The sequence below is a fragment of the Streptomyces sp. NPDC039465 genome (assembly GCF_055639315.1).
The window spans coordinates 123,590-147,437 of sequence record NZ_JBVKAP010000010.1 but is presented as its reverse complement, the minus strand read 5'-3'; the positions used below and the strand labels follow the sequence as shown (position 1 = coordinate 147,437).

22 protein-coding genes are annotated in these 23,848 nt (G+C 70.8%); 1 reads left to right on the top strand and 21 read right to left on the bottom strand.

The window, feature by feature from the left end:
- Nucleotides 1-218: 218 nt before the first annotated feature.
- From pyrF to pyrR, 8 genes are all read right to left on the bottom strand, one after another.
- Complete coding sequence (gene pyrF, locus ACZ7LT_RS28610; RefSeq protein WP_471238995.1) at nt 219-1,070, bottom strand: orotidine-5'-phosphate decarboxylase; 852 nt, start codon at nt 1,068-1,070, stop codon at nt 219-221.
- The gene (locus tag ACZ7LT_RS28605; RefSeq protein ID WP_471238994.1) at nt 1,067-2,176 is read right to left on the bottom strand and encodes a quinone-dependent dihydroorotate dehydrogenase; all 1,110 of its coding nucleotides are present in this window, start codon (nt 2,174-2,176) and stop codon (nt 1,067-1,069) included. Before ACZ7LT_RS28605 ends, pyrF begins: the two co-directional genes overlap by 4 nt.
- A gap of 76 nt (nt 2,177-2,252) precedes the next feature.
- The gene (gene carB, locus ACZ7LT_RS28600) at nt 2,253-5,561 is read right to left on the bottom strand and encodes a carbamoyl-phosphate synthase large subunit (protein ID WP_471238993.1); all 3,309 of its coding nucleotides are present in this window, start codon (nt 5,559-5,561) and stop codon (nt 2,253-2,255) included.
- Nucleotides 5,554-6,696: a glutamine-hydrolyzing carbamoyl-phosphate synthase small subunit gene (gene carA, locus ACZ7LT_RS28595; protein ID WP_471238992.1), complete on the bottom strand. Its 1,143-nt coding sequence runs from the start codon at nt 6,694-6,696 to the stop codon at nt 5,554-5,556. The genes carB and carA overlap by 8 nt, the downstream gene beginning before the upstream one ends.
- Entirely contained in the window at nt 6,693-7,259 is a 567-nt protein-coding gene (locus tag ACZ7LT_RS28590; RefSeq protein WP_471238991.1) for a PH-like domain-containing protein, read from the bottom strand. Before ACZ7LT_RS28590 ends, carA begins: the two co-directional genes overlap by 4 nt.
- A complete protein-coding gene (locus tag ACZ7LT_RS28585) occupies nt 7,256-8,542 on the bottom strand; it encodes a dihydroorotase (protein ID WP_471238990.1) in 1,287 nt (428 codons plus the stop codon). Before ACZ7LT_RS28585 ends, ACZ7LT_RS28590 begins: the two co-directional genes overlap by 4 nt.
- Nucleotides 8,543-8,547: 5 nt before the next feature.
- Nucleotides 8,548-9,519 (bottom strand): aspartate carbamoyltransferase catalytic subunit, encoded by a 972-nt coding sequence (locus ACZ7LT_RS28580; RefSeq protein WP_471238989.1) that lies wholly within the window; start codon nt 9,517-9,519, stop codon nt 8,548-8,550.
- A 109-nt stretch (nt 9,520-9,628) separates the two neighbouring features.
- Complete coding sequence (gene pyrR, locus ACZ7LT_RS28575; protein ID WP_471238988.1) at nt 9,629-10,195, bottom strand: bifunctional pyr operon transcriptional regulator/uracil phosphoribosyltransferase PyrR; 567 nt, start codon at nt 10,193-10,195, stop codon at nt 9,629-9,631.
- Between the two features lie 222 nt (nt 10,196-10,417).
- On the opposite strand from pyrR, the gene bldD reads away from it, so the two are divergent.
- A complete protein-coding gene (bldD, locus tag ACZ7LT_RS28570) occupies nt 10,418-10,918 on the top strand; it encodes a transcriptional regulator BldD (protein WP_005319862.1) in 501 nt (166 codons plus the stop codon).
- A 174-nt stretch (nt 10,919-11,092) separates the two neighbouring features.
- On the opposite strand, the gene nusB is transcribed toward bldD, so the two are convergent.
- The 13 genes from nusB to ACZ7LT_RS28505 form a co-directional block, all read right to left on the bottom strand.
- Nucleotides 11,093-11,527: a transcription antitermination factor NusB gene (gene nusB, locus ACZ7LT_RS28565; RefSeq protein ID WP_471238987.1), complete on the bottom strand. Its 435-nt coding sequence runs from the start codon at nt 11,525-11,527 to the stop codon at nt 11,093-11,095.
- A gap of 2 nt (nt 11,528-11,529) precedes the next feature.
- Entirely contained in the window at nt 11,530-12,096 is a 567-nt protein-coding gene (efp, locus tag ACZ7LT_RS28560; RefSeq protein ID WP_471238986.1) for an elongation factor P, read from the bottom strand.
- A 49-nt stretch (nt 12,097-12,145) separates the two neighbouring features.
- Nucleotides 12,146-13,252, bottom strand: coding sequence for an aminopeptidase P family protein (locus ACZ7LT_RS28555; protein ID WP_471238985.1), 1,107 nt, complete (start codon nt 13,250-13,252; stop codon nt 12,146-12,148).
- Nucleotides 13,253-13,330: 78 nt separating this feature from the next.
- Nucleotides 13,331-14,170 (bottom strand): Pro-rich N-terminal domain-containing protein, encoded by an 840-nt coding sequence (locus ACZ7LT_RS28550; protein ID WP_471238984.1) that lies wholly within the window; start codon nt 14,168-14,170, stop codon nt 13,331-13,333.
- Nucleotides 14,171-14,299: 129 nt separating this feature from the next.
- Complete coding sequence (aroQ, locus tag ACZ7LT_RS28545; protein ID WP_471238983.1) at nt 14,300-14,752, bottom strand: type II 3-dehydroquinate dehydratase; 453 nt, start codon at nt 14,750-14,752, stop codon at nt 14,300-14,302.
- Complete coding sequence (gene aroB / locus ACZ7LT_RS28540; RefSeq protein WP_471238982.1) at nt 14,749-15,843, bottom strand: 3-dehydroquinate synthase; 1,095 nt, start codon at nt 15,841-15,843, stop codon at nt 14,749-14,751. Before aroB ends, aroQ begins: the two co-directional genes overlap by 4 nt.
- Nucleotides 15,840-16,358 (bottom strand): shikimate kinase, encoded by a 519-nt coding sequence (locus tag ACZ7LT_RS28535; protein ID WP_471238981.1) that lies wholly within the window; start codon nt 16,356-16,358, stop codon nt 15,840-15,842. The genes aroB and ACZ7LT_RS28535 overlap by 4 nt, the downstream gene beginning before the upstream one ends.
- On the bottom strand, nt 16,355-17,539 hold the full coding sequence (gene aroC / locus ACZ7LT_RS28530; protein ID WP_471238980.1) for a chorismate synthase: 1,185 nt from the start codon (nt 17,537-17,539) through the stop codon (nt 16,355-16,357). Before aroC ends, ACZ7LT_RS28535 begins: the two co-directional genes overlap by 4 nt.
- Nucleotides 17,540-17,706: 167 nt before the next feature.
- Complete coding sequence (locus ACZ7LT_RS28525; protein WP_471238979.1) at nt 17,707-18,564, bottom strand: shikimate dehydrogenase; 858 nt, start codon at nt 18,562-18,564, stop codon at nt 17,707-17,709.
- On the bottom strand, nt 18,561-20,258 hold the full coding sequence (gene mltG, locus ACZ7LT_RS28520) for an endolytic transglycosylase MltG (protein WP_471238978.1): 1,698 nt from the start codon (nt 20,256-20,258) through the stop codon (nt 18,561-18,563). The genes ACZ7LT_RS28525 and mltG overlap by 4 nt, the downstream gene beginning before the upstream one ends.
- Before the next feature lie 101 nt (nt 20,259-20,359).
- The gene (gene ruvX / locus ACZ7LT_RS28515; RefSeq protein WP_471239076.1) at nt 20,360-20,827 is read right to left on the bottom strand and encodes a Holliday junction resolvase RuvX; all 468 of its coding nucleotides are present in this window, start codon (nt 20,825-20,827) and stop codon (nt 20,360-20,362) included.
- Between the two features lie 2 nt (nt 20,828-20,829).
- Nucleotides 20,830-23,499 (bottom strand): alanine--tRNA ligase, encoded by a 2,670-nt coding sequence (gene alaS / locus ACZ7LT_RS28510; protein WP_471238977.1) that lies wholly within the window; start codon nt 23,497-23,499, stop codon nt 20,830-20,832.
- The gene (locus ACZ7LT_RS28505; RefSeq protein ID WP_471238976.1) at nt 23,499-23,846 is read right to left on the bottom strand and encodes a DUF6167 family protein; all 348 of its coding nucleotides are present in this window, start codon (nt 23,844-23,846) and stop codon (nt 23,499-23,501) included. The genes alaS and ACZ7LT_RS28505 overlap by 1 nt, the downstream gene beginning before the upstream one ends.
- Nucleotides 23,847-23,848 lie beyond the last annotated feature (2 nt).

Below are 23,848 nucleotides of genomic sequence, written 5' to 3'. Positions count from 1 at the left end.
GGACCGGTGAGGAACCTAGTCGCCCCACACCAGGGGAGCAACGAAGCGAAGGTGGGGCCCTCGCAACGCCGACTCTGCGACGGAGACTAGCGGCCAGGACCGCTCTAGTCAGCGAGAAAAGACTAAAAGTCCTGGTCAGCATCGACCGACCAGGACATTTAGGTCAATTCGACCGGGTTTTGAGCCAAGATTCCGTCAAGGCGTCCACATGCTGTCCGTCAGCCGGTCGCCCCGACCGCCTCCTGGATCTCCTCCGCGTACCTCCTGGCCGCCTCACGCAGGGCGGTCGCGTCCGGACCGTACGTCAGCACGCCCCGGCTCACGTTCGGCACCACGTTGCGCACGGCGGGGCCGAAGACGGCCGGCAGGTCCGCCGGGGTGGCGCCCTGGGCGCCGATGCCGGGGGCGAGCAGCGGCCCATTGATGTCGAGGTCGAAGGAGGAGAGGTCGCCGAGCGTGGCACCGACCACGGCTCCGAAGGAGCCCATCGGCTCCTCCCCCGCGTTCTCGTCGGCGAGGTGGCCGAGCATGATCGCGCCGATGGTGCGGCCGGCCGGGTCGTCGGGACTGACCGCACGCTGCACCTCAGCCCCCTCCGGGTTGGAGGTCAGGGCGAGCACGAAGAGCCCCGCGCCGCTCTCCCGGGCCAGCTCGACGGCCGGGCGCAGCGATCCGTAGCCGAGGTACGGCGAGACGGTCAGCGCGTCGGAGAAGAGCGGCGAGTCCTTGTGCAGGTACGTCTCGGCGTAGGCGGCCATGGTGGAGCCGATGTCGCCGCGCTTGGCGTCCATGACGACCAGCGCGCCCGACTCGCGCAGGTCGGCGACGGCCTGCTCCAGGACGGCGATGCCCCGGGAGCCGAACCGCTCGAAGAACGCGGACTGCGGCTTGAAGACGGCGACGTGCTCGGCCAGGGACTCCACGACCGTGCGGGTGAAGCGCTCCAGGCCGTGGATGTCGTCGCCCAGGCCCCAGGCGGACAGCAGGGAGGCGTGCGGGTCGATGCCGACACAGAGCGGCCCGCGGGTGTCCATGGCGTGGCGCAGCCGGGCGCCGAAGGGGAGAGTCACGGAGTGGCCTTTCGGTTGTCGGCGCCGACGGCCTCGGCGAGGGTGGCGTACGGGCTGGCCGCGAGCCTGGCGGCGAGGCCCTTGTGGATCGCGCGGGCGTAGAACGGGCCCTCGTAGATGAAGGCGCTGTAGCCCTGGATCAGGGTGGCACCGGCGAGGATGCGCTGCCAGGCGTCCTCGGCGTTCTCGATGCCGCCGACGCCGATCAGGACCAGGCGGTCCCCCACGCGCGCGTGGAGGCGGCGCAGGACCTCCAGGGAGCGCGCCTTGACGGGCGCGCCGGACAGCCCGCCGACCTCCTTGACGAGGGACGGGGCGGACTTCAGGCCGAGGCCCTCGCGGGCGATGGTGGTGTTGGTGGCGATGATGCCGTCCAGGCCCAGCTCCAGGGCGAGGTCGGCCACCGCGTCGACGTCCTCGTCGGCCAGATCGGGGGCGATCTTGACCAGGAGGGGGACGCGGCGGTCGGTGACCGTACGGTCGGCGGCCTCCCGTACGGCCGTCAGCAGGGGCCGCAGGGACTCGGTGGCCTGGAGGTTGCGCAGGCCCGGGGTGTTGGGCGAGGAGACGTTGACGACGAGGTAGTCGGCGTGGGCGGCGAGCCGCTCGGTCGACTTCACGTAGTCGGCGGCGGCCTCGGCCTCCGGGACGACCTTGGTCTTGCCGATGTTGACGCCGACGACGGTCCGGAAGACCGGCACGCGCGCGTGGAGGCGGGCGGCGACGGCGGCGGAGCCCTCGTTGTTGAAGCCCATGCGGTTGATCAGGGCGCGGTCCGGCACGAGCCGGAAAAGGCGCTTCTTTGGGTTGCCGGGCTGCGGCTCGCCGGTAACCGTGCCGATCTCGACGTGGTCGAAGCCGAGCATCGACATGCCGTCGATGGCGACGGCGTTCTTGTCGAAACCGGCGGCGAGGCCGAAGGGGCCGTGCATGCGCAGGCCGAGGGCCTCGGTGCGCAGCTCCTTGTACCGGGGGGCCAGGACAGCGGCCACGAGGGTGCGCAGCACGGGGACGCGGGCGGCCAGGCGGATCCACCGGAAGGCCAGGTGGTGGGCGCTCTCGGGGTCCATCCGCTTGAAGACGAGCTGGAAGAAGAGTTTGTACATCGTCCGATTCCTCAGGGCGCTCATGGCGAGGGGGACACCGTCCTGCCTGTGGTGTCCCCCTGCGCGTGTCGGGCTGCTAGTCGCGGGCCGCGGTCAGGTGCTCCGCGTGCTCCTGGAGCGAGCGGACGCCGACCTCGCCGCGGCCCAGGGCGTCGATGCCCTGGACGGCCGCCGCGAGGGCCTGGACGGTGGTCAAGCACGGTACGGAGCGGGCCACCGCCGCCGTACGGATGTCGTAGCCGTCGAGGCGGCCGCCGGTGCCGTACGGGGTGTTGACGATGAGGTCGACCTGGCCGTCGTGGATGAGCTGGACGATGGTCTTCTCGCCGTTCGGGCCCTCGCCCTCGGACTGCTTGCGGACGATCGTGGCGTGGATGCCGTTGCGCCTGAGGACCTCGGCGGTGCCGGAGGTCGCCATCAGCTCGAAGCCGTGGGCGACCAGCTCGCGCGCCGGGAAGATCATCGAGCGCTTGTCGCGGTTGGCGACGGAGATGAACGCGCGGCCCTTGGTGGGCAGCGGGCCGTAGGCGCCGGCCTGCGACTTGGCGTACGCCGTGCCGAAGACGGCGTCGATGCCCATGACCTCGCCGGTGGAGCGCATCTCCGGGCCGAGGATGGTGTCCACGCCGCGGCCGTGGATGTCGCGGAAGCGGCTCCACGGCATGACGGCCTCCTTGACGGAGATCGGCGCGTCGATCGGCAGGGTGCCGCCGTCGCCGGTCTTCGGCAGCAGGCCCTCGGCGCGCAGTTCGGCGATGGTGGCGCCGAGCGAGATCCGGGCGGCGGCCTTGGCCAGCGGCACGGCGGTCGCCTTCGAGGTGAAGGGGACCGTACGGGAGGCGCGCGGGTTGGCCTCCAGGACGTACAGGATGTCGCCGGCCATCGCGAACTGGATGTTGATCAGGCCGCGGACGCCGACGCCCTTGGCGATGGCCTCGGTGGAGGCGCGCAGGCGCTTGATGTCGAAGCCGCCGAGGGTGATCGGGGGCAGGGCGCACGCCGAGTCGCCGGAGTGGATTCCGGCCTCCTCGATGTGCTCCATGACGCCGCCGAGGTAGAGCTCGTGGCCGTCGTAGAGCGCGTCGACGTCGATCTCGATCGCGTCGTCGAGGAAGCGGTCGACGAGGACCGGACGGGTCGGGGAGATCTCGGTGGACTCGGCGATGTACGCCTCCAGCCGGGTCTCGTCGTAGACGATCTCCATGCCGCGGCCGCCGAGCACGTACGAGGGACGTACGAGGACGGGGTAGCCGATCTCGTCGGCGATGGCCTTGGCGCCGGCGAAGGTGGTGGCGGTGCCGTGCTTGGGGGCGGGCAGGCCGGCGTCGGCGAGGACCTGGCCGAAGGCGCCGCGGTCCTCGGCGGCGTGGATCGCCTCGGGGGACGTGCCGACGACGGGGACGCCGTTGTCCTTGAGCGCCTGGGACAGGCCCAGCGGGGTCTGGCCGCCGAGCTGGACGACGACACCGGCGACGGGTCCGGCGAGGGTCTCCGCGTGGACGATCTCCAGCACGTCCTCGAGCGTCAGCGGCTCGAAGTACAGGCGGTCGGAGGTGTCGTAGTCGGTGGAGACGGTCTCCGGGTTGCAGTTGACCATCACGGTCTCGAAGCCCGCGTCGCTCAGTGCGAAGGAGGCGTGGACACAGGAGTAGTCGAACTCGATGCCCTGGCCGATGCGGTTCGGGCCGGAGCCGAGGATGATCACGGCGGGCTTCTCGCGCGGCGCGACCTCGCTCTCCTCGTCGTAGGACGAGTAGAAGTACGGGGTCTTGGCGGCGAACTCGGCGGCGCAGGTGTCGACGGTCTTGTAGACCGGGCGTACGCCCAGCGCGTGCCGGACCTCGCGGACGACGTCCTCGCGCAGGCCGCGGATGTCGGCGATCTGGGCGTCGGAGAAGCCGTGGCGCTTGGCCTCGGCGAGCAGCTCGGGGTGGAGCTTCTCGGCGGCGGCCAGCTCGTCGGCGATCTCCTTGATCAGGAAGAGCTGGTCGACGAACCAGGGGTCGATCTTCGTGGCGTCGAAGACCTCTTCCTGGGTGGCGCCGGCCCGGATGGCCTGCATGACGGTGTTGATCCGGCCGTCGGTGGGGCGCTTGGACTCCTTCAGGAGCTGGGCCTTGTCGCCCGTCTCGCCGGTGAAGGAGAACTGGCTGCCCTTCTTCTCCAGGGAGCGCAGCGCCTTCTGCAGGGCCTCGGTGAAGTTGCGGCCGATGGCCATGGCCTCGCCGACCGACTTCATGGTCGTGGTCAGCGTGGAGTCGGCGACGGGGAACTTCTCGAACGCGAAGCGCGGGGCCTTGACGACGACGTAGTCGAGGGTCGGCTCGAAGGAGGCCGGGGTCTTCTCGGTGATGTCGTTGGGGATCTCGTCCAGCGTGTAGCCGACGGCGAGCCGGGCGGCGATCTTGGCGATCGGGAAGCCGGTGGCCTTGGAGGCGAGCGCGGAGGAGCGGGAGACGCGCGGGTTCATCTCGATGACGATGATCCGGCCGTCGTCCGGGTTGACCGCGAACTGGATGTTGCAGCCGCCGGTGTCGACGCCGACCTCGCGGATGATCGCGATGCCGATGTCGCGCAGGCGCTGGTACTCGCGGTCGGTGAGGGTCATCGCCGGGGCGACGGTGATCGAGTCACCGGTGTGCACGCCCATCGGGTCGAAGTTCTCGATGGAGCAGACGACCACGACGTTGTCGGCCTTGTCGCGCATCAGCTCCAGCTCGTACTCCTTCCAGCCGAGGATGGACTCCTCCAGGAGCACCTCGGTGGTCGGGGAGAGCGTCAGGCCCTGGCCGGCGATACGGCGCAGCTCGTCCTCGTCGTGGGCGAAGCCGGAGCCGGCGCCGCCCATGGTGAAGGAGGGGCGGACGACGACGGGGTAGCCGCCGAGGGTCTCGACGCCCTTGAGCACGTCGTCCATGGAGTGGCAGATGACCGAGCGGGCGGACTCGCCGTAACCGATCTTGGCCTTGACGGCCTCGACGACGCCCTTGAAGAGGTCGCGGTCCTCGCCCTTGTTGATGGCCTCGACGTTGGCGCCGATGAGCTCGACACCGTACTTCTCCAGCACACCCTGCTCGTGCATGGAGATGGCGGTGTTGAGCGCGGTCTGGCCGCCGAGGGTGGGCAGGAGGGCGTCGGGGCGCTCCTTGGCGATGATCTTCTCGACGAACTCGGGGGTGATCGGCTCGACGTAGGTGGCGTCGGCGATCTCCGGGTCGGTCATGATCGTGGCCGGGTTGGAGTTGACCAGGATGACGCGCAGACCCTCGGACTTGAGGACGCGGCAGGCCTGGGTGCCGGAGTAGTCGAACTCGGCGGCCTGGCCGATGACGATCGGACCGGAGCCGATGACCAGGACGGACTGGATATCGGAGCGCTTAGGCACGCTGGCCCTCCATCAGGGATACGAAGCGGTCGAAGAGGTACGCGGCGTCGTGCGGGCCGGCGGCCGCCTCGGGGTGGTACTGGACGCTGAAGGCCGGCCGGTCGAGTAGCTGGAGGCCCTCCACCACGTTGTCGTTGAGGCAGACGTGGGAGACCTCGGCGCGGCCGTAGGGGGTGTCGGAGACCTGGTCGAGCGGAGCGTCGACGGCGAATCCGTGGTTGTGCGCGGTGACCTCGACCTTGCCGGTCGTGCGGTCCTGCACGGGCTGGTTGATGCCGCGGTGGCCGTACTTCAGCTTGTACGTGCCGAAGCCGAGCGCGCGGCCCAGGATCTGGTTGCCGAAGCAGATGCCGAAGAGCGGGGTCTTGCGCTCCAGGACCGCCTGCATGACGGCGACGGGGCCGTCGGCGGTGGACGGGTCGCCCGGGCCGTTGGAGAAGAAGACACCGTCGGGGTTGACGGCGTAGACGTCCTCGGCGGTGGCGGTGGCGGGCAGGACGTGGACCTCTATGCCGCGCTCGGCCATGCGGTGCGGGGTCATGCCCTTGATGCCGAGGTCGACCGCGGCGACGGTGAACTTCTTCTCACCGATCGCGGGGACGACGTAGGTCTCCTTGGTGGCGACCTCGGCGGAGAGGTCGGCGCCGCTCATCTCGGGGGCCTGGCGGACCTCGGCGAGCATGGTGCCCTCGTCGGGCAGCGCGTTGCCGGAGAAGATGCCGACGCGCATGGCGCCGCGCTCGCGCAGGTGGCGGGTGAGGGCGCGGGTGTCGATGCCGGAGATGCCGACGACGCCCTGGCGCTCCAGCTCCTCGTCGAGGGAGCGCCGGGAGCGCCAGTTCGACGGGATGCGGGCGGGGTCGCGGACGACGTAGCCGGCCACCCAGATGCGGGACGACTCGGGGTCCTCGTCGTTGACGCCGGTGTTGCCGACGTGCGGGGCGGTCATGACGACGACCTGGCGGTGGTACGACGGGTCGGTGAGGGTCTCCTGGTAGCCGGTCATGCCGGTGGAGAACACGGCCTCGCCGAAGGTCGCCCCCACGGCCCCGTAGGCGCGGCCGCGGAAGGTGCGGCCGTCCTCCAGGACGAGTACGGCGGGAGCTTTGGCGGCTCCCCGAGTGGAGGTCGTCATCGTGCGGTGCCTTCCGTCGTGTTGATCATGCTGTTCAGGGTCTCGACCCAGGTGGTGTGTTCCGCGGCCCGGTCGGAGCGGAAGCCGGAGTCGATCAGCTGGTCGCCGTGCGCCCAGGTGACGACCAGCAGTCCGCCTTCGGCGAGGACCTTGCCCGCGATGCCCTTGTCGAGCCGGGCCTCGCGCAGGGCGGCGGCCGGGATGAAGAAGTCGTTCGCGCCGGGGCGTACGACCTCGACGCCGGCCTCGGTGAGCGTGAGCTCGACGCGGCTGCGGGTGCCGAGGCCATGGGCGACGATCCGGTCGAGCCACTGCCCGGCGGTCGTGGAGCCGTGGTAGCGGCCGCTCAGCTCAAGTCTCGCCTCGGCGGGGCGCTCGGGCGCGCTGGGCAGCTCCGGCAGGGCGGACTGGAGGCTGCCGCGCCACTTCCATCCCTGGCGCATCAGCCAGTAGACGAAGGCCACGAAGAGGGCGAGCCCGACCACCCAGCCGATGCGTCCGGCCCAGTTGGTCACTTCCGCCGATTTCTCTTCGGCGGCGGCCAGGATGATGAGTGAAGTCACGCGAGGTTCCCGTCGACGACCGTTGCCCGGCCCCGCAGGAAGGTGTGGGTGACGCGCCCCGGCAGCTCGCGGCCCTCGTAGGGGGTGTTTCGGCTGCGGGAGGCGAAGCCCGCGGGGTCCACGGCTCCACGGTATGCCGGATCGACCAGGGTCAGGTTGGCGGGCTCACCTGCCGAGACGGGGCGGCCGTGGCCGGTGGCCCGGCCGATCCGGGCGGGTGCGAAGGACATCCGGTCGGCGACGTCGGCCCAGGTGATCAGGCCGGTTTCGACCATGGTCTGCTGCACCACGGAGAGCGCGGTCTCCAGGCCGACCATGCCCATGGCGGCGGCGGCCCACTCGCAGTCCTTGTCCTCGTGCGGGTGCGGGGCGTGGTCGGTGGCGACGATGTCGATCGTGCCGTCGGCCAGGGCCTCCCGCAGCGCCATCACGTCGCGCTCGGTGCGCAGCGGCGGGTTGACCTTGTAGACCGGGTTGTACGAACGGACCAGCTCGTCGGTGAGGAGGAGGTGGTGCGGGGTGACCTCGGCGGTGACGTCGATGCCGCGCGACTTGGCCCAGCGGACGATCTCCACCGAGCCGGCGGTCGACAGGTGGCAGATGTGCACCCGGGAGCCGACGTGCTCGGCGAGCAGTACGTCGCGCGCGATGATCGACTCCTCGGCGACGGCGGGCCAGCCGCCGAGTCCGAGCTCGGCCGAGACGGTGCCCTCGTTCATCTGGGCGCCCTCGGTCAGCCGGGGCTCCTGGGCGTGCTGGGCGACGACGCCGCCGAAGGCCTTCACGTACTCCAGGGCGCGGCGCATGATCACGGCGTCGTCGACGCACTTGCCGTCGTCGGAGAAGACGGTGACGCCCGCGGCCGAGTCGTGCATGGCGCCGAGCTCGGCGAGCTTCTTGCCCTCAAGGCCGACGGTGACGGCGCCGATGGGCTGGACGTCGCAGTAGCCGCTCTCGCGGCCGAGGCGGTAGACCTGCTCGACGACACCGGCGGTGTCGGCGACCGGGAAGGTGTTGGCCATGGCGAACACCGAGGTGTAGCCGCCCTTGGCGGCGGCGCGGGTGCCGGTGAGGACGGTCTCGGAGTCCTCGCGGCCGGGCTCGCGCAGATGGGTGTGGAGGTCGACGAGGCCGGGCAGGAGGATCTGGCCCTCGGCGTCGATGACCCGCGCGCCCTCGGCGGACAGGCCGGTGCCTACGGCCTCGATGGTCTCGCCGTCGATCAGGACGTCCTGGGCGTCGCCGCCGAGCACCTTCGCACCGCGGATAAGGATCTTGCTCATGGGTCTTACTTCTCCTCGGTACGAGTGGTGTCGGATTCGTTGCCGCCGAGCAGCAGGTAGAGAACGGCCATCCGGATGGAGACGCCGTTGGCGACCTGCTCGACGACCGTGCAGCGGTCGGAGTCGGCGACCTCGGCGGTGATCTCCATGCCGCGGACCATCGGGCCGGGGTGCATGACGATGGCGTGCTCCGGCATGCGGGCCATGCGCTCGCCGTCGAGCCCGTACCGCCGCGAGTACTCGCGCTCGGTCGGGAAGAACGCCGCGTTCATGCGCTCCCGCTGCACACGCAGCATCATCACCGCGTCGGACTTCGGCAGCACGCTGTCGAGGTCGTAGCTGACGTCGGCGGACCAGTGGTCGACGCCGACCGGCAGCAGGGTGGGCGGGGCGACCAGGGTGACCTGGGCACCGAGGGTGTGCAGCAGGTCCACGTTGGAGCGGGCGACCCGGCTGTGCAGCACGTCGCCGACGAGGGTGATGCGCTTTCCGGCCAGGTCCTGTCCGAGGCCGGCGTCCCGGCCGACCAGTCGGCGGCGCATGGTGAAGGCGTCCAGGAGGGCCTGGGTGGGGTGCTGGTGGGTGCCGTCGCCCGCGTTGATGACGGGGGCGTCGATCCAGCCGGAGTTGGCCAGCCGGTAGGGCGCACCGGAGGCGCTGTGGCGGATGACGACGGCGTCGACCCCCATCGCCTCCAGGGTCTGGGCGGTGTCCTTGAGCGACTCGCCCTTGGAGACGCTGGATCCCTTCGCCGCGAAGTTGATCACGTCGGCGGAGAGCCGCTTCTCGGCGGCTTCGAAGGAGATCCGGGTCCGGGTGGAGTCCTCGAAGAAGAGGTTGCAGACCGTACGGCCGCGCAGGGTCGGCAGCTTCTTGATCGGCCGGTCGGCGACCCGGGCCATCTCCTCGGCGGTGTCGAGGAGGAGCACGGCTTCGTCGCGGGTGAGATCGGCGGCCGAGATGAGGTGGCGCATCATCGGGGGTTCTTCTCCGTGGTGGGGAGGTCGGGGGTCCGGGGTGTGTCCGGAGGCCCCTCGGGCATGCGGGCGCGCAGGGCTGTGCCCTGGACCCGTCGGGAAGCCGGTCCTACGCGGAGGCGGACTGCGTACCGAGCAGCACGGTGTCGCGACCGTCCTCCTCGGCGAGCTGCACCTTGACCGTCTCCCTCAGCGACGTGGGGAGGTTCTTGCCGACGTAGTCGGCTCGGATCGGGAGTTCGCGGTGGCCACGGTCGACCAGGACCGCCAGCTGCACGGCGCGCGGGCGGCCGATGTCGCCGAGCGCGTCGAGCGCGGCGCGGATGGTGCGGCCGGAGAAGAGCACGTCGTCGACGAGAACGACCAGGCGGCCGTCGATGCCGTCACCGGGGATCTCGGTGCGGGCCAGGGCGCGCGCCGGCCGCATGCGCAGGTCGTCGCGGTACATGGTGATGTCGAGGGAGCCGACCGGGATCTTCCGTCCGGTGATGTCGGCGAGCTTGTCGGCCAGTCGGCGGGCGAGGAACACCCCGCGCGTGGGAATGCCGAGAAGCACCACGTCGTCCGCGCCCTTGGCGCGCTCGACGATCTCGTGGGCGATGCGGGTCAGTACCCGCGCGATGTCGGGGCCCTCGAGAACGGGGCGTGCCGCATCGGTCTGCTGCGTTGCGTCCATACGAAACGGACCTCCTTCTCCGCCTCACGGGACGGACCTTAAAGGACGTCGAAATTGCGCCCTCCACGTTAGCAGGACCTTGGGGTGCCTTCGGCCTCACCCCCGCGGGTGAGCCGGTACGGACCATTCGGCTTGACGCAGCCAAGTAACGCTGCGTAACCTCACAGTGAGTTACCAGCCGCGCGGCGGAGCCGCACGTTGTCACAGCGTCCGGGGAGCTATATGTCCAGCGAATACGCAAAACAGCTCGGGGCCAAGCTCCGTGCCATCCGCACCCAGCAGGGGCTTTCCCTCCATGGTGTGGAGGAGAAGTCCCAGGGCCGCTGGAAGGCCGTGGTGGTCGGGTCGTACGAGCGCGGCGACCGCGCCGTCACCGTTCAGCGCCTCGCCGAGCTGGCGGACTTCTACGGCGTTCCGGTGCAGGAGCTGCTGCCGGGTACGACTCCGGGCGGAGCCGCCGAGCCGCCGCCGAAGCTCGTGCTCGACCTGGAGCGTCTCGCCCATGTCCCGCAGGAGAAGGCCGGCCCGCTGCAGCGCTACGCGGCGACGATCCAGTCGCAGCGCGGTGACTACAACGGCAAGGTGCTGTCGATCCGCCAGGACGACCTGCGCACGCTGGCCGTGATCTACGACCAGTCGCCCTCGGTGCTCACCGAGCAGCTGATCAGCTGGGGTGTGCTGGACGCGGACGCGCGCCGTGCCGTGGCCCACGAGGAGAGCTGATCCGGCCTCCGGGAGCCCTTGAGAAGAAACGTTGCCGCCGGGGTGGCGGGGAGCCGTACGGTTCCCTGCCACCCCGGCGGTTTTGCGTGCCCCCCCGACGCAGGCGGGGCGGGGTACGGCGAAGGGGCCCGCAGCACGGTGTGCTGCGGGCCCCTTCGACTGCCGGGGACGGGCTTACGCCCCCTCCCGGCGCAGGCTCGGCTTCATATCCTTCAGCCGGGCCAGCAGGCCGTTGACGAAGGCCGGGGAGTCGTCGGTGGAGAACTCCTTGGCGAGCTGCACCGCCTCGTCGATCGCCACCGCGTCCGGGGTCTCGTCCGCCCAGATCAGCTCGTACGCGCCGAGGCGCACGATGTTCCGGTCGGCCACGGGCATCCGGTCGAGGTCCCAGCCCACCGTGTAGGTGTCGATGAGCTCGTCGATCCGGGCCACGTGGTCCGCGTACCCCTCGACCAGCTGCATCGTGAACTCGTTGACCGGCGGCTGCCGGTCGTCGGACCGTGCATGCCGGACCCAGTCCGCGAGGACGTTCCGCACGGACGTGCCGCGCTGGTCGGCCTCGAAGAGGATCTGGAAGGCGCGCTTACGGGCCTTGCTCCGGGCAGCCACGGTTAGCTGTTCACCCGGCCGAGGTAGTCGCTGGTGCGGGTGTCGACCTTGATCTTCTCACCGGTGGTGATGAAGAGCGGGACCTGGATCTGGTGGCCGGTCTCGAGGATGGCCGGCTTGGTGCCACCGGTGGAGCGGTCGCCCTGGACGCCCGGCTCGGTCTCCTGGATGGTGAGCACGACGGCGGCCGGCAGCTCGACGTAGAGCACCTCGCCCTCGTGCTGCGCCACGGAGGCGGTGAAGCCCTCGATGAGGAAGTTGGCGGCGTCGCCGACAGCCTTGCGGTCGACCATGAGCTGGTCGTAGGTCTCCATGTCCATGAAGACGAAGTACTCGCCGTCCATGTAGGAGAACTGCATGTCGCGGCGGTCGATGGTGGCCGTCTCGACCTTCACGCCGGCGTTGAAGGTCTTGTCGACGACCTTGCCGGAGAGCACGTTCTTCAGCTTGGTGCGCACGAAGGCAGGGCCCTTGCCGGGCTTGACGTGCTGGAACTCGACGACGGACCAGAGCTGGCCGCCTTCGAGCTTGAGCACCATGCCGTTCTTGAGGTCGTTCGTGGAAGCCACGGTTGCGGAATCTCCTGGACTGACGTGGGGACCAGGGAGGCATACGCGCCTACAGCGCGAGCAGCTCCTTGGTCGTAATGGTGAGTAGCTCGGGTCCGCCGTCCGCCTCCTGGCGCACGACGAGCGTGTCATCGATCCGGACCCCGCCCCGGCCCGGGAGGTGGACCCCCGGTTCGACGGTGACCGGCACACAAGCGTCCAGTTTACCCATGGACGCGGGTGCGAGCTGCGGGTCCTCGTCGATTTCAAGGCCGACACCGTGGCCGAGGCGGGGGGCCAGGCCCCCGCCGTGCCCGGCCGCGTCCAGGAGCTGGCGGGCGGCGCGGTCCACCTCGCGGAACTCCGCACCGGGCAAGAGCGCCTCCCGGCCGGCCCGCTGAGCGGCGAAGACAAGGTCGTACAGCTCGATCTGCCAGTCCGCCGGGGTGGTCCCGATCACGAACGTACGGCCGATCTCGCAGCGGTAGCCGCGGTAGTTGGCGCCGAGGCAGACAGAGAGGAAATCGCCTTCCTCGACCCTTCGGTCGGTGGGGCGGTGGGCGGCGAGCCCGGCGTTGGGGCCGGTGGCCACCGAGGTGGGGAAGGCGGCGCCGTCCGCGCCGTGGTCGACGAGCCGGCGTTCCAGCTCCAGCGCCAGATGCCGCTCCGTACGGCCCACGAGGATCGACTCCAGCAGCTCCCCCAGCGCCTGGTCGGCAATCTCGGCGGCGATCCGCAGGCAGGTGATCTCGTCCTCGTCCTTGACGATCCGCAGCTGCTCGACGGCCCCGCCCAGATCGGCGAGCCGGAGCCGGGGCGCCACGGATCCCATGGCGCGGTGGCGGGCGACGGTCAGGTGGTGCTCCTCGACCGCGAGCGCGTCGGCGCCCGCCTTGCGCGCGACGTCGACGGCGGCGACGGCCGGATCGCCGCCGCTGGCGGGCAGCACGTCCACCCTGAGGGCCTCGTCGGGGCGCCCGTCGGCGGGATCACCGGTCGGGGCGCGGGGGCAGAGCAGGACGTCGTCGCCCGCGCCGACCAACAGGACGGCGCCGGGCGGGGAGCCGCCCGCGAGATAGCGGACGTTGGCCGGGCGGGAGACCAGCGCCGCCGGGCTTCCGGCCGCCGCGCAGCGGTCACGCAGCCTCGCCCGCCGGTCCGCATACACCTCTGACATGCTTCCGAGCCTACGAGCGACCGGGCGCCGCGGCCTGGTCAGCGCGTCCGACCGGGGCTGCGGGAGGCCGCGGCGGGGCTACCAGCTGGGCGGACTGGCTATGGAGCGGGCCAGGACCTCGTCCAGGACGCGGGCGGTGGTCTCCACGTCGTAGGTGGAGTTGTCGATGATCGGCAGGCCCGAGCCGTACCAGCCGGCCATGCGTCCGTGGATCCCGGCGACCTCCTCGTCGGAGAGCCGGCGGTTCCCGGAGCGTTCGGCGTTGCGCTCCAGGACGATCTCCAGGCCGGGCAGGAGGACGACGGGGAGCAGTCCGGGCCCTACGTGCCGCTTCCAACCGCCGAGGCCGACCACCGGGCGGTCGGGGAAGACGGCGTCGTCGAGGATGCAGGAGATGCCGTTGGCCAGGAAGTTACGGGCAGCGAAGCCGCAGGTGCGGCGGGCCAGCCGGTACTGCGCCTCGGAGTGGTCGTTCCAGCCGGCCTGGGGGTCGGCGAAGCCGGAGCAGACCCATTCCCGGACGTCGTCGAGGCTGATGTGGGCGGTGGGCACCTGACGGCGCTGGGCCCAGTGCCGGGCGACGGTGGTCTTGCCCGCCCCGGCGGGACCGATGAGCAGCACGGCGAGGGTGGCGGTGCCGGTGCCGAGCTCCGGGGGCGGCGGCGCGGGCATGGCCACCGGGCCGCCGGGCGGGAGCTGGATGTGGCCGGTGGTGTCCCGGGAGGGCGGGGCGGGGGCGTGGTGCGGGCCGCCTTGCGGCCAGTTGGGGGCCGGCGGGCCCGGGGGGTACGGCGCCGGGTGGCCCTGCGGCATCGGCGGGTGGCCCTGCGGGGCTGGGGGAACGGGGGGATGCGCGCCCTGCGCCCATTGCGGGGCGCCCTGTCCGGGCGGCAACGGAGCCCCCATCGCGTGCTGCATCCGGTGCCACTCCGTCTCGTACGACTGACGCTGATCGGGGGCGCGTTGACCCCCGCAACCCGAACGGTACCGTCCCCGGCCTCCGCGAAGGCAACGGCCGGGGACGGTCAGGAGTGCCCGGTCGGCCGGTCAGCCGTTCAGTTCCTCGGCGAGCGCGCGCAGCGCCAGCCGGTAGGAGCCGATGCCGAAGCCGGCGACGGTGCCGCTGGCGATCGAGGCGACGACCGAGGTGTGCCGGAACTCCTCCCGGGTGTACGGGTTCGAGATGTGCACCTCGATCAGGGGCGCGGTCCGCTGCGCGGCCGCGTCCCGTACCGCGTACGAATAGTGCGTGAAGGCGCCCGGGTTGATGACGACCGGGATCGCCCCGTCGGCCGCCTCGTGCAGCCAGCGGATCATCTCGCCCTCGTCGTTGGTCTCCCGGACCTCCACGTCGAAGCCGAGCTCGGCGCCCAGCTTGGTGCAGGTCTCCACGAGGCCGGCGTAGGAGGTGGCGCCATAGACGTCCGGTTCGCGGGAGCCGAGCCGGCCCAGGTTGGGGCCGTTGAGGACGAGCACCCGGCGGGTGGGCCGGGGGCTCACGCGGACACCTCGCCGTACGCGGCGACCAGCACCGCCGGGTCCGGGCCTTCCAGGACGGTCGGCTTGGCGAGGCCGTCGAGGACGATGAACCGCAGCAGGTCGCCCCGGGACTTCTTGTCGACCTTCATGGTCTCCAGGAGCTTGGGCCACTGGTCGCCGCGGTAGGTGAGCGGCAGGCCGACGGACTCCAGGATCGTGCGGTGCCGGTCGGCGGTGGCGTCGTCGAGACGGCCGGCGAGCCGGCCCAGCTCGGCGGCGAAGACCATGCCGACGGAGACGGCGGCGCCGTGGCGCCACTTGTACCGCTCGTTCTTCTCGATCGCGTGGGCGAGGGTGTGGCCGTAGTTGAGGATCTCCCGGAGCCCCGACTCCTTGAGGTCGCTGGAGACGACGTCGGCCTTCACCCGGATGGACCGGACGATCAGCTCGGCCGTGTGCGGCCCGGCGGGGGTCCGCGCGGCGGCCGGGTCCTCCTCGACGAGGTCGAGGATGACCGGGTCGGCGATGAAACCGGCCTTGATGATCTCGGCGAGTCCGCTGACGTAGTCGTGCACGGGCAGCGAGTCGAGCGCCGCCAGGTCGCACAGCACCCCGGCCGGCGGGTGGAAGGCGCCGACGAGGTTCTTGCCCTCGGCGGTGTTGATGCCGGTCTTGCCGCCGACGGCCGCGTCGACCATGGCGAGGACCGTGGTCGGTACGGCGATCCAGCGCACCCCGCGCAGCCAGCTGGCGGCGACGAACCCGGCGAGGTCGGTGGTGGCGCCGCCGCCGACGCCGACGATGACGTCGGTGCGGGTGAAGCCGGTCTGGCCGAGCGCCTTCCAGCAGTACGCCGCGACCTCGACGGTCTTGGCCTCCTCGGCGTTCGGGACCTGGATGGCGACGGCCTCGTAGCCCTGGTCGGCGAGGTCCTGGCGCAGGGCCTCACCGGTCTCGGCGAGCGCCTCGGGGTGGATCACGGCGACCCGCTTGGCCCGGTTGCCGATGAGTCCGGGGAGCTCGCCGAGCAGCTGCCGGCCGACCAGCACCTCGTATGGGTCCGTACCCGCCGTACCGCCGACCTCGATCCGGGTCACTTCCTGGTCGGTCATACGTCCTTCAATTCGAGTGCGTCGAGGATCGCCTGGGCGACCTCTTCAGGGGTGCGGTCGTCGGTCGCGACGACGACCCGGGCGACTTCGGTGTAGAGGTGGCGGCGCGCTTCCATCAGCTCGCGCCACTGGCGGCGCGGGTTGACGGCGAGCAGGGGGCGCGCGGTGTTCAGGCCGACGCGGCGGACCGCCTCGTCCACGTCCATCGACAGGTAGACGACCGGCAGGCCGGTGAGGAGCTCCCGGGTCGAGGCGTCGAGGATCGCGCCGCCGCCGAGGGAGAGGACGCCCTCGTGCTCGGCGACCGCGGCGCGCACGGCGTCCCGCTCCAGGGCGCGGAAGTGGTCCTCGCCGTCCTCGACGAAGATGTCCGAGATCTCCCGGCCCTGGGCGGCGACGATGTCGGCGTCCGTGTCCCGGTAGGGCGTGCCGAGCCGTTCGGCGAGGAGCGCGCCCACCGTGGACTTGCCGGACCCCATGGGCCCGACCAGGACGACCAAGGGCCCGCCGGTCACCGGATCTGCAGGTTGTCGAGGTACGACTGGACGTTGCGGCGGGTCTCGGGGACCGAGTCGCCGCCGAACTTCTCCAGGACCGCGTCCGCCAGGACCAGGGCCACCATCGCCTCCGCGACGATTCCGGCCGCCGGGACCGCGCACACATCGGAGCGCTGGTGGTGCGCCGCGGCCGCCTCGCCCGTGGCCACGTCGATCGTGGCCAGCGCCCGGGGCACCGTCGCGATCGGCTTCATCGCGGCGCGGACCCGCAGCAACTCGCCCGTCGTCAGGCCGCCCTCCGTGCCGCCGGAGCGGCCCGAGGTGCGCCTGATGCCGTCCTCCGTCCGCACGATCTCGTCGTGCGCCTTCGAACCCGGCACACGCGCGAGGTCGAAACCGTCCCCGACCTCCACACCCTTGATGGCCTGGATACCCATCAGCGCCGCGGCCAGACGGGCGTCGAGTCGCCGGTCCCAGTGCACATGCGAGCCAAGGCCCACCGGCACCCCGTAGGCCAGGACCTCCACCACACCGCCGAGGGTGTCGCCGTCCTTGTGGGCCTGGTCGATCTCCGCAACCATCGCCTTCGACGCGTCCGCGTCCAGACAACGCACCGGATCCGCGTCCAACTTCTCCACATCCGCCGGCGTCGGGTAGACCCCGTACGGCGCCTTCGCCGCCGCCAGCTCCACCACATGCGACACGATCTCGATGCCCGCCGCCTCCTTCAGGAAGGAACGGACGACAGCGCCCAGCGCGACCCGGGCGGCCGTCTCACGGGCGCTGGCACGCTCCAGGATGGGCCGGGCTTCGTCGAAGCCGTACTTCTGCATACCGGCGAGGTCGGCGTGGCCCGGGCGGGGGCGGGTGAGGGGTGCGTTGCGCCCCGTCTCCTTCAGCTCGGAGGGGTCGACCGGGTCGGCCGACATCACCTTCTCCCACTTCGGCCACTCCGTGTTGCCCACCATCACGGCCACCGGAGAGCCCAGCGAGAGTCCGTGCCGGACACCGCCCAGGAAGGTGACCTCGTCCTGCTCGAACTTCATCCGCGCGCCGCGCCCATAGCCGAGGCGCCGCCGCGCGAGGTGGTCCGCCACCATCTCCGTGGTGACCGGGACACCGGCGGGAAGACCCTCCAGCGTCGCGACCAGCGCGGGTCCGTGGGATTCCCCAGCGGTCAGCCAACGCAACCTGCTCAACGATGCTCCTCATGCTCGCGCCTGGCACTGCGATGGCGCGGCCTGGGGGCACCTCCCAGCGAAGCGAGGGGGAGCGCGGCCCTGGCCCGCCACCCCCGATCCTCCCACGTCCGGGCCGTGGACCTGATCGGCGGTCCAGCTATCGGACGCCGACGCGGACCGGTGTCTCACTCCCCGGTCGGGTCGCCTTCGGCGTGTGCCCGGTCGGCGAGGGCGCGTTCGCCTGCCGCGCGCATCGCGGTGAGGGGGGCCGGGACGATCCCGGTCATCTGCTCCACCTGGAGCACCGCCTGGTGCACCAGAAGGTCCAGGCCCCCGACCACGGCCCCGCCCCGCGCAGACCAGGACGCCGCGAGCGCCGTCGGCCACGGGTCGTACAGGACGTCGAAGAGCGTGCCGGGCGAGGCGGGCACGGCGGCGGCCAGCGGGTCGGTGGTGCCGGCCGGGGTGGTGGCGACGACCAGCGGGTACGTGAAGGCCTCGGCGGCCTCGGACCAGTCGGCCGTACGGACCTCGATACCGAGCCGCTCCCCCCAGCCGCGCATCTCGGCGGCGCGGGTCTCGCTGCGTACGTAGGCGCTGACCGGTCCGGTGCAGATCCGGGACAGCGCGGCGAGCGCGGAGGAGGCCGTGGCGCCCGCGCCGAGGATCGCCGCGGACTCGACCTTCTCGACACCCCGCTCGGCCAGGGCGGCGATCATGCCGGGGATGTCGGTGTTGTCGCCGACCCGGCGTCCGTCGTCCGTGAAGACGACCGTGTTGACCGCCTCGACCGCGGCGGCCGTCGCGCTGACCTCGTCGAGCAGCGGGATGACGGCGCGCTTGAGCGGCATGGTCAGCGAGAAGCCCGCCCAGGTCTCATCCAGCTCCGCGAAGAACCCGGGGAGCCTGGCCTCGTCCACCTCGAAACGGTCGTAGGACCAGTGGGCGAGGCCGAGCGCCTCGTACGCGGCCCGGTGGAGCACCGGGGAGAGCGAGTGGGCGATGGGCAAGCCGAGCACGGCCGCCCGGTACTTCGTACTCACTGTCCGGACTTCTCTCGTTCCTTCTGGTATTCCGCCACGTTCTGGTTGTGTTCTTCGTTCGTCACGGAGAACACCGTCTTGTTCTCGTTGATGGAGACGAAGTAGTACCAGGGGCCAGGCGTGGGGTTCATCGCGGACTTGACCGCCTCGACACCCGGGTTGCTGATCGGGCCGGGGGTCAGGCCCTTGATGTCATAGGTGTTGTACGGGTCCTTGATCTTACGGAGATCCGCCACAGAACCGACGTCGAGCGTGCTCTCGTTCTTGATGTAGTTGACCGTGGAGTCGAACTCCATCCGGCCGACCGTCTCGACGTTGTTCGGCTTGAGGCGGTTGTAGACGACCCGCGCGACCTTGTCGAAGTCGTGCTTGTACTTGCCTTCGACCTGCACAAGGCTCGCCACCGTGATCAGTTCCCACGGTCCCTTGAGCCCGAGCTCCTTCGACTTGGTCTCCAGGTCGAGCTTGCCGTACTCCTCGTTGGCGCGGGCGACCATCTTGCGCAGGACGTCCTCGGGCTTGTTGCCCTTGGCGACCGGGTAGCTGGACGGGAAGAGGAATCCTTCCAGCGGATCCTTGACGTCCTTGTGGCCCTTGGCCCACTCCGGCAGGCCGAGCTCGTTCGCCTGTGTCTTGGCGACGCCCGCGGTGGTGCCCTTCTTGAGGGCGAGCCGCTTGTCGATCTCGGCGTACACCCAGCCGTTGCGTTTGCCCTCGGGGATGATGAAGTTCGCCCGGCTCGCCGGGTTGAGCATCAGGTCGACCGCGCGCGCGGCGGACATGCCCTTCTTCAGGGTGTAGACGCCGTCCTGGATGGTCGAGCCCTTCGGGTTCTGCGCCTGGGCGGAGACGAAGGCGTCGACGCTCTTGACGACACCCGCCTTCTTCAGGATGTTGCCGATGTCGTAGCCGCCGGCGCCCTTGGGGATCTCGACCTCCACGGACCCGGCGCCTTCGCCCACGAAGTCCGGGGCGGCACCGAACTGGCCCTGCCAGAACTGGTAGCCGAAGTAGGCGACACCACCGACGCCGCCGACCAGGACCGCCGCGACGACCAGGCAGGCGATGCCGTTCTTGCTCTTCTTCTTGTTCTTGCCCTTGCCGCGCCGGTCTCCCCGGCCGCCGCCGCGCGACGAGCGGGAGCCCGGCTCGTCGTCACGGCCGTCGCCGTCGTTGCCGTCGTCGCCGGTGAAGAAGGGGTGCTTCTCCTCCTCCTGCGCCTGCGCGTCCCAGTCGGTCTGGTCGGACTGGGGTTCGGGCTCGGCCGGGCGACGGCCCGGCGGCTGCGGCGGCGGGTACGCCTCGGGGGTGCCGTAGAGGTCGGGACCCTGTCCGGCGGCGTACGGGTCGACGGGCGGCGTCGCGGCGTAGGGCATCGCGGCCTGCTGGCCGGTCTCCCAGCTGGTGTCGTACTGCTGTCCGGGGTAACCGGACGTGTCGTACGTCTGCCCGCCGTACTGAGGATCGGCGTACTGAGCATCGGCGTACTGCTGCTGCCCGCCGTAGGTCTGTCCGTACGCCTCCTGGGAGGTGCCGTACTGCGCCGGCTGCTGCGGCTGCGACTGCTGCGGCGCCGGCTGCTGGTAGTACTGCTGCTGGCCGCCGGCCTGCTGACCTCCCCATCCCTGGTCCCCGAACAACGGGTCCTCGGGATGCCACGGTTCGGAGCCGGGGCTCCGGCCATACTCAGTCATCGATCCCCAAACGGCCGCGAGGCTTCCGGACAGACCGCCTCTACGTAGTGCGGCAGCTGTTCGAACACCGCCGCATCGCGCGGAACGTTACCGTATCGCGATCAGATGACCACTTCGACGCCCTCGCCGGGCGGATTACCTGATACCCGTTCGGACTCAAGAGCGTTCTGAAGGATGATCACAGCGGCCGCCTGATCGATGACCGACCGGCCCTTCTTCGACTTCACGCCCGAGGCGCGCAGGCCCTGACTGGCCGTCACCGTGGTCATGCGCTCGTCGACCAGACGGACGGGCACGGGGGCGATGCCCCGGGCCATCTCCTGGGCGAAGGCGCGCACCTTCACCGCGGCCGGGCCCTCGCCTCCGGAGAGGGAGCGGGGCAGCCCGACGACGACCTCGATCGGCTCGTACTCCTGGACGATCTGGCGGAGCCGCCGGTGGGCGGCCGGGACGTCGCGTCCCGGCACGGTCTCCACCGGCGTGGCGAGGACCCCGTCGGGGTCGCACGAGGCGACCCCGATCCGGGCGTCCCCGACGTCGATCGCGAGACGACGTCCTCGGCGCATCATCGTCACGCGGTTTCCACGACGAGACGCTCGACGGCGTCGATGGCGTCGCCGATGGCGTCCGGGTTCTGACCGCCGCCCTGGGCGACGTCCGGCTTGCCGCCACCGCCGCCGCCGAGGGTCTTGGCGGCCGTACGGACCAGCTCGCCGGCCTTGAGGCCGCGCTCGCGGGCGGCTTCGTTGGTGGCGATGACCGTCAGCGGACGGCCGTTGGCCGTCGTGAACAGGGCGACGACGGCCGGGCGGTCGCCAGAGATGCGGCCGCGCACGTCCAGGACCAGCTTGCGCAGGTCGTCAGCGGTGGTGCCGTCCGGGACCTGGCCGGTGACCAGGGCCACGCCACGGATGTCCTTGGCGCTGTCGACGAGCCCGGCGGCGGCCTGGAGGACCTTCTCCGCGCGGAACTTCTCGATCTCCTTCTCGGCGTCCTTCAGCTTGCCGAGCATGGCGGAGATCTTCTCCGGCAGCTCCTCGGGGCGGCCCTTGACCAGCTCCTGGAGCTGGGCGACGACCGTGTGCTCCTTGGCGAGGAAGTTGTACGCGTCCACGCCGACCAGGGCCTCGACCCGGCGGACGCCGGAACCGATCGAGGACTCGCCGAGCAGCTTCACCAGACCCAGCTGGGCGGTGTTGTGGACGTGCGTACCGCCGCACAGCTCCTTGGAGAAGTCGCCGATGGTGACGACCCGGACCCGCTCGCCGTACTTCTCGCCGAACTCGGCGATGGCGCCCTGACGCTTGGCCTCGTCGATCGACATGACCTCGGCGTGGACGTCGAGCTCCCGGGCGAGGACCTCGTTGATCTTCTGCTCGACGTCCGTGAGGACCGTGCCGGGCACGGCGTTCGGCGAGCCGAAGTCGAAGCGGAATCGGCCGGGCGAGTTCTCCGAACCGGCCTGGGCGGCCGTCGGGCCGAGCGCGTCACGCAGCGCCTGGTGGGTGAGGTGCGTGGCGCTGTGGGCGCGGGCGATGGCCCGGCGGCGCTTGACGTCGATGGTGGCGTAGGCCGTGGAACCGACCGTCACCTCGCCGACCTGGACCGAGCCCTTGTGCACGGAGACACCGGGGACCGGCTGCTGGACGTCGCGGACCTGGATCACGGCGCCGCTGTGCAGCTTGATCCGGCCCTGGTCGGCGAGCTGGCCGCCGCCCTCGGCGTAGAACGGGGTGCGGTCGAGGACGACCTCGACGTCGTCGCCCTCGGAGGCGGCCGGCGAGGGGACGCCGTTGACCAGCAGACCGACGACGGTGGTCTCGCCCTCGGTGTTGGTGTAGCCGGTGAACTCGCTGGCGCCGTTGCTGTCGGCGATCTCGCGGTAGGCGGTGACGTCGGCGTGGCCGGTCTTCTTGGCCTTGGCGTCGGCCTTGGCGCGCTCGCGCTGCTCCTGCATCAGACGGCGGAAGCCGGACTCGTCCACGGACAGGCCCTGCTCGGCGGCCATCTCCAGGGTGAGGTCGATCGGGAAGCCCCAGGTGTCGTGGAGCAGGAACGCCTTGTCGCCGGAGAGGACGGTGCCGCCGGCGGCCTTGGTCTCGGTGACGGCGGTGTCGAGGATGTTGGTGCCGCCCTTGAGGGCCTTGAGGAAGGCGCCCTCCTCGGCGAGGGCGACGGTCTCGATGCGCTTGCGGTCGGTAACCAGCTCCGGGTACTGCTCGCCCATCGTGTTGATCACGACGTCGACGAGGTCGTGGACGACCGGACCGGTGGCGCCGAGCAGACGCATGTTGCGGATGGCGCGGCGCATGATGCGGCGCAGCACATAGCCGCGGCCTTCGTTGCCCGGGGTGACACCGTCGCCGATCAGCATCACGGACGTACGCATGTGGTCGGCGACCACACGCAGGGAGACGTCGCTGTCGTGGGCCTTGCCGTAGGAGACGCCGGTGAGCTCGGTGGCCTTGTCGATGACGACCTTGAGGGTGTCGGTCTCGTACATGTTCTGTACGCCCTGCAGGATCATCGCCAGGCGCTCGAGACCGAGGCCGGTGTCGATGTTCTTGGACGGCAGGTCACCGAGGATCTCGAAGTCCTCCTTGCCGGTGCCCTGGCCGCGCTCGTACTGCATGAAGACCAGGTTCCAGATCTCCACGTACCGCTCGTCGTTGACGGCCGGGCCGCCTTCGACGCCGAACTCCGGGCCGCGGTCGTAGTTGATCTCGGAACAGGGGCCGCAGGGGCCGGGGACGCCCATGGACCAGAAGTTGTCCTTCTTGCCCAGGCGCTGGATGCGCTCGGCGGGGACGCCGACGACGTCGCGCCAGATGGCCTCGGCCTCGTCGTCGTCCTGGTAGACGGTGATCCAGAGCTTCTCAGGCTCAAGACCGTAGCCGCCGTGCTCCACCGAGGTGGTCAGCAGCTCCCAGGCGAGCTTGATGGCGCCTTCCTTGAAGTAGTCGCCGAAGGAGAAGTTTCCGCACATCTGGAAGAACGTGCCGTGCCGGGTGGTCTTGCCGACCTCTTCGATGTCCGGCGTACGGACGCACTTCTGCACGCTGGAGGCGCGCGCGAACGGCGGCTTGACCTCGCCCAGGAAGTAGGGCTTGAAGGGCACCATGCCGGCGGGGACGAGGAGCAGAGTCGGGTCGTCCGCGATGAGCGACGCCGAAGGGACGACGGTGTGCCCGCGCTCCTCGAAGAAGCTCAGCCAGCGGCGGCGAATTTCAGCCGACTCCATCAGTGGTCCTCATTCCGGTTGTACGAACGCGTCGGGTGCGCATAGGGATGCGTGGTGTTGTACGGGGCGTTGCCGAGGGCGGCCCGCCCGCGCTGTGCGGGGAGCTCCCGGTCGGCCGGGGCGGCCTCCAGGCCCAGTGCCTCACCCAACTCGGCCTCGCGCTGGACCATTCCCGCGCGGACGTCGAGGGCGAAGTCCTTGAGCCGGTGACCCGTCTCGATCGCCTTGTTCGCAGCCTGCGCCGCGAGGCTCTCGGGGGTCAGCTGCCTGAGCTTGCGGTTGACCTTCGTGGTGGCCCAGACACCGGCCGCGGCGCCCGCGGTGAACCAGAACGTACGGCGGAACATCG

Bases quoted from the DNA above. Each gene is read 5' to 3' on its own strand.
- ACZ7LT_RS28605 (WP_471238994.1), bottom strand. From the start codon at position 2,176: ATGTACAAACTCTTCTTCCAGCTCGTCTTCAAGCGGATGGACCCCGAG.
- carA (WP_471238992.1), bottom strand. From the start codon at position 6,696: ATGACGACCTCCACTCGGGGAGCCGCCAAAGCTCCCGCCGTACTCGTC.
- ACZ7LT_RS28585 (WP_471238990.1), bottom strand. From the start codon at position 8,542: ATGAGCAAGATCCTTATCCGCGGTGCGAAGGTGCTCGGCGGCGACGCC.
- ACZ7LT_RS28580 (WP_471238989.1), bottom strand. From the start codon at position 9,519: ATGATGCGCCACCTCATCTCGGCCGCCGATCTCACCCGCGACGAAGCC.
- pyrR (WP_471238988.1), bottom strand. From the start codon at position 10,195: ATGGACGCAACGCAGCAGACCGATGCGGCACGCCCCGTTCTCGAGGGC.
- bldD (WP_005319862.1), top strand. From the start codon at position 10,418: ATGTCCAGCGAATACGCAAAACAGCTCGGGGCCAAGCTCCGTGCCATC.
- ACZ7LT_RS28555 (WP_471238985.1), bottom strand. From the start codon at position 13,252: ATGTCAGAGGTGTATGCGGACCGGCGGGCGAGGCTGCGTGACCGCTGC.
- ACZ7LT_RS28550 (WP_471238984.1), bottom strand. From the start codon at position 14,170: ATGCAGCACGCGATGGGGGCTCCGTTGCCGCCCGGACAGGGCGCCCCG.
- aroB (WP_471238982.1), bottom strand. From the start codon at position 15,843: ATGACCGACCAGGAAGTGACCCGGATCGAGGTCGGCGGTACGGCGGGT.
- mltG (WP_471238978.1), bottom strand. From the start codon at position 20,258: ATGACTGAGTATGGCCGGAGCCCCGGCTCCGAACCGTGGCATCCCGAG.
- ruvX (WP_471239076.1), bottom strand. From the start codon at position 20,827: ATGATGCGCCGAGGACGTCGTCTCGCGATCGACGTCGGGGACGCCCGG.
- alaS (WP_471238977.1), bottom strand. From the start codon at position 23,499: ATGGAGTCGGCTGAAATTCGCCGCCGCTGGCTGAGCTTCTTCGAGGAG.
- ACZ7LT_RS28505 (WP_471238976.1), bottom strand. From the start codon at position 23,846: ATGTTCCGCCGTACGTTCTGGTTCACCGCGGGCGCCGCGGCCGGTGTC.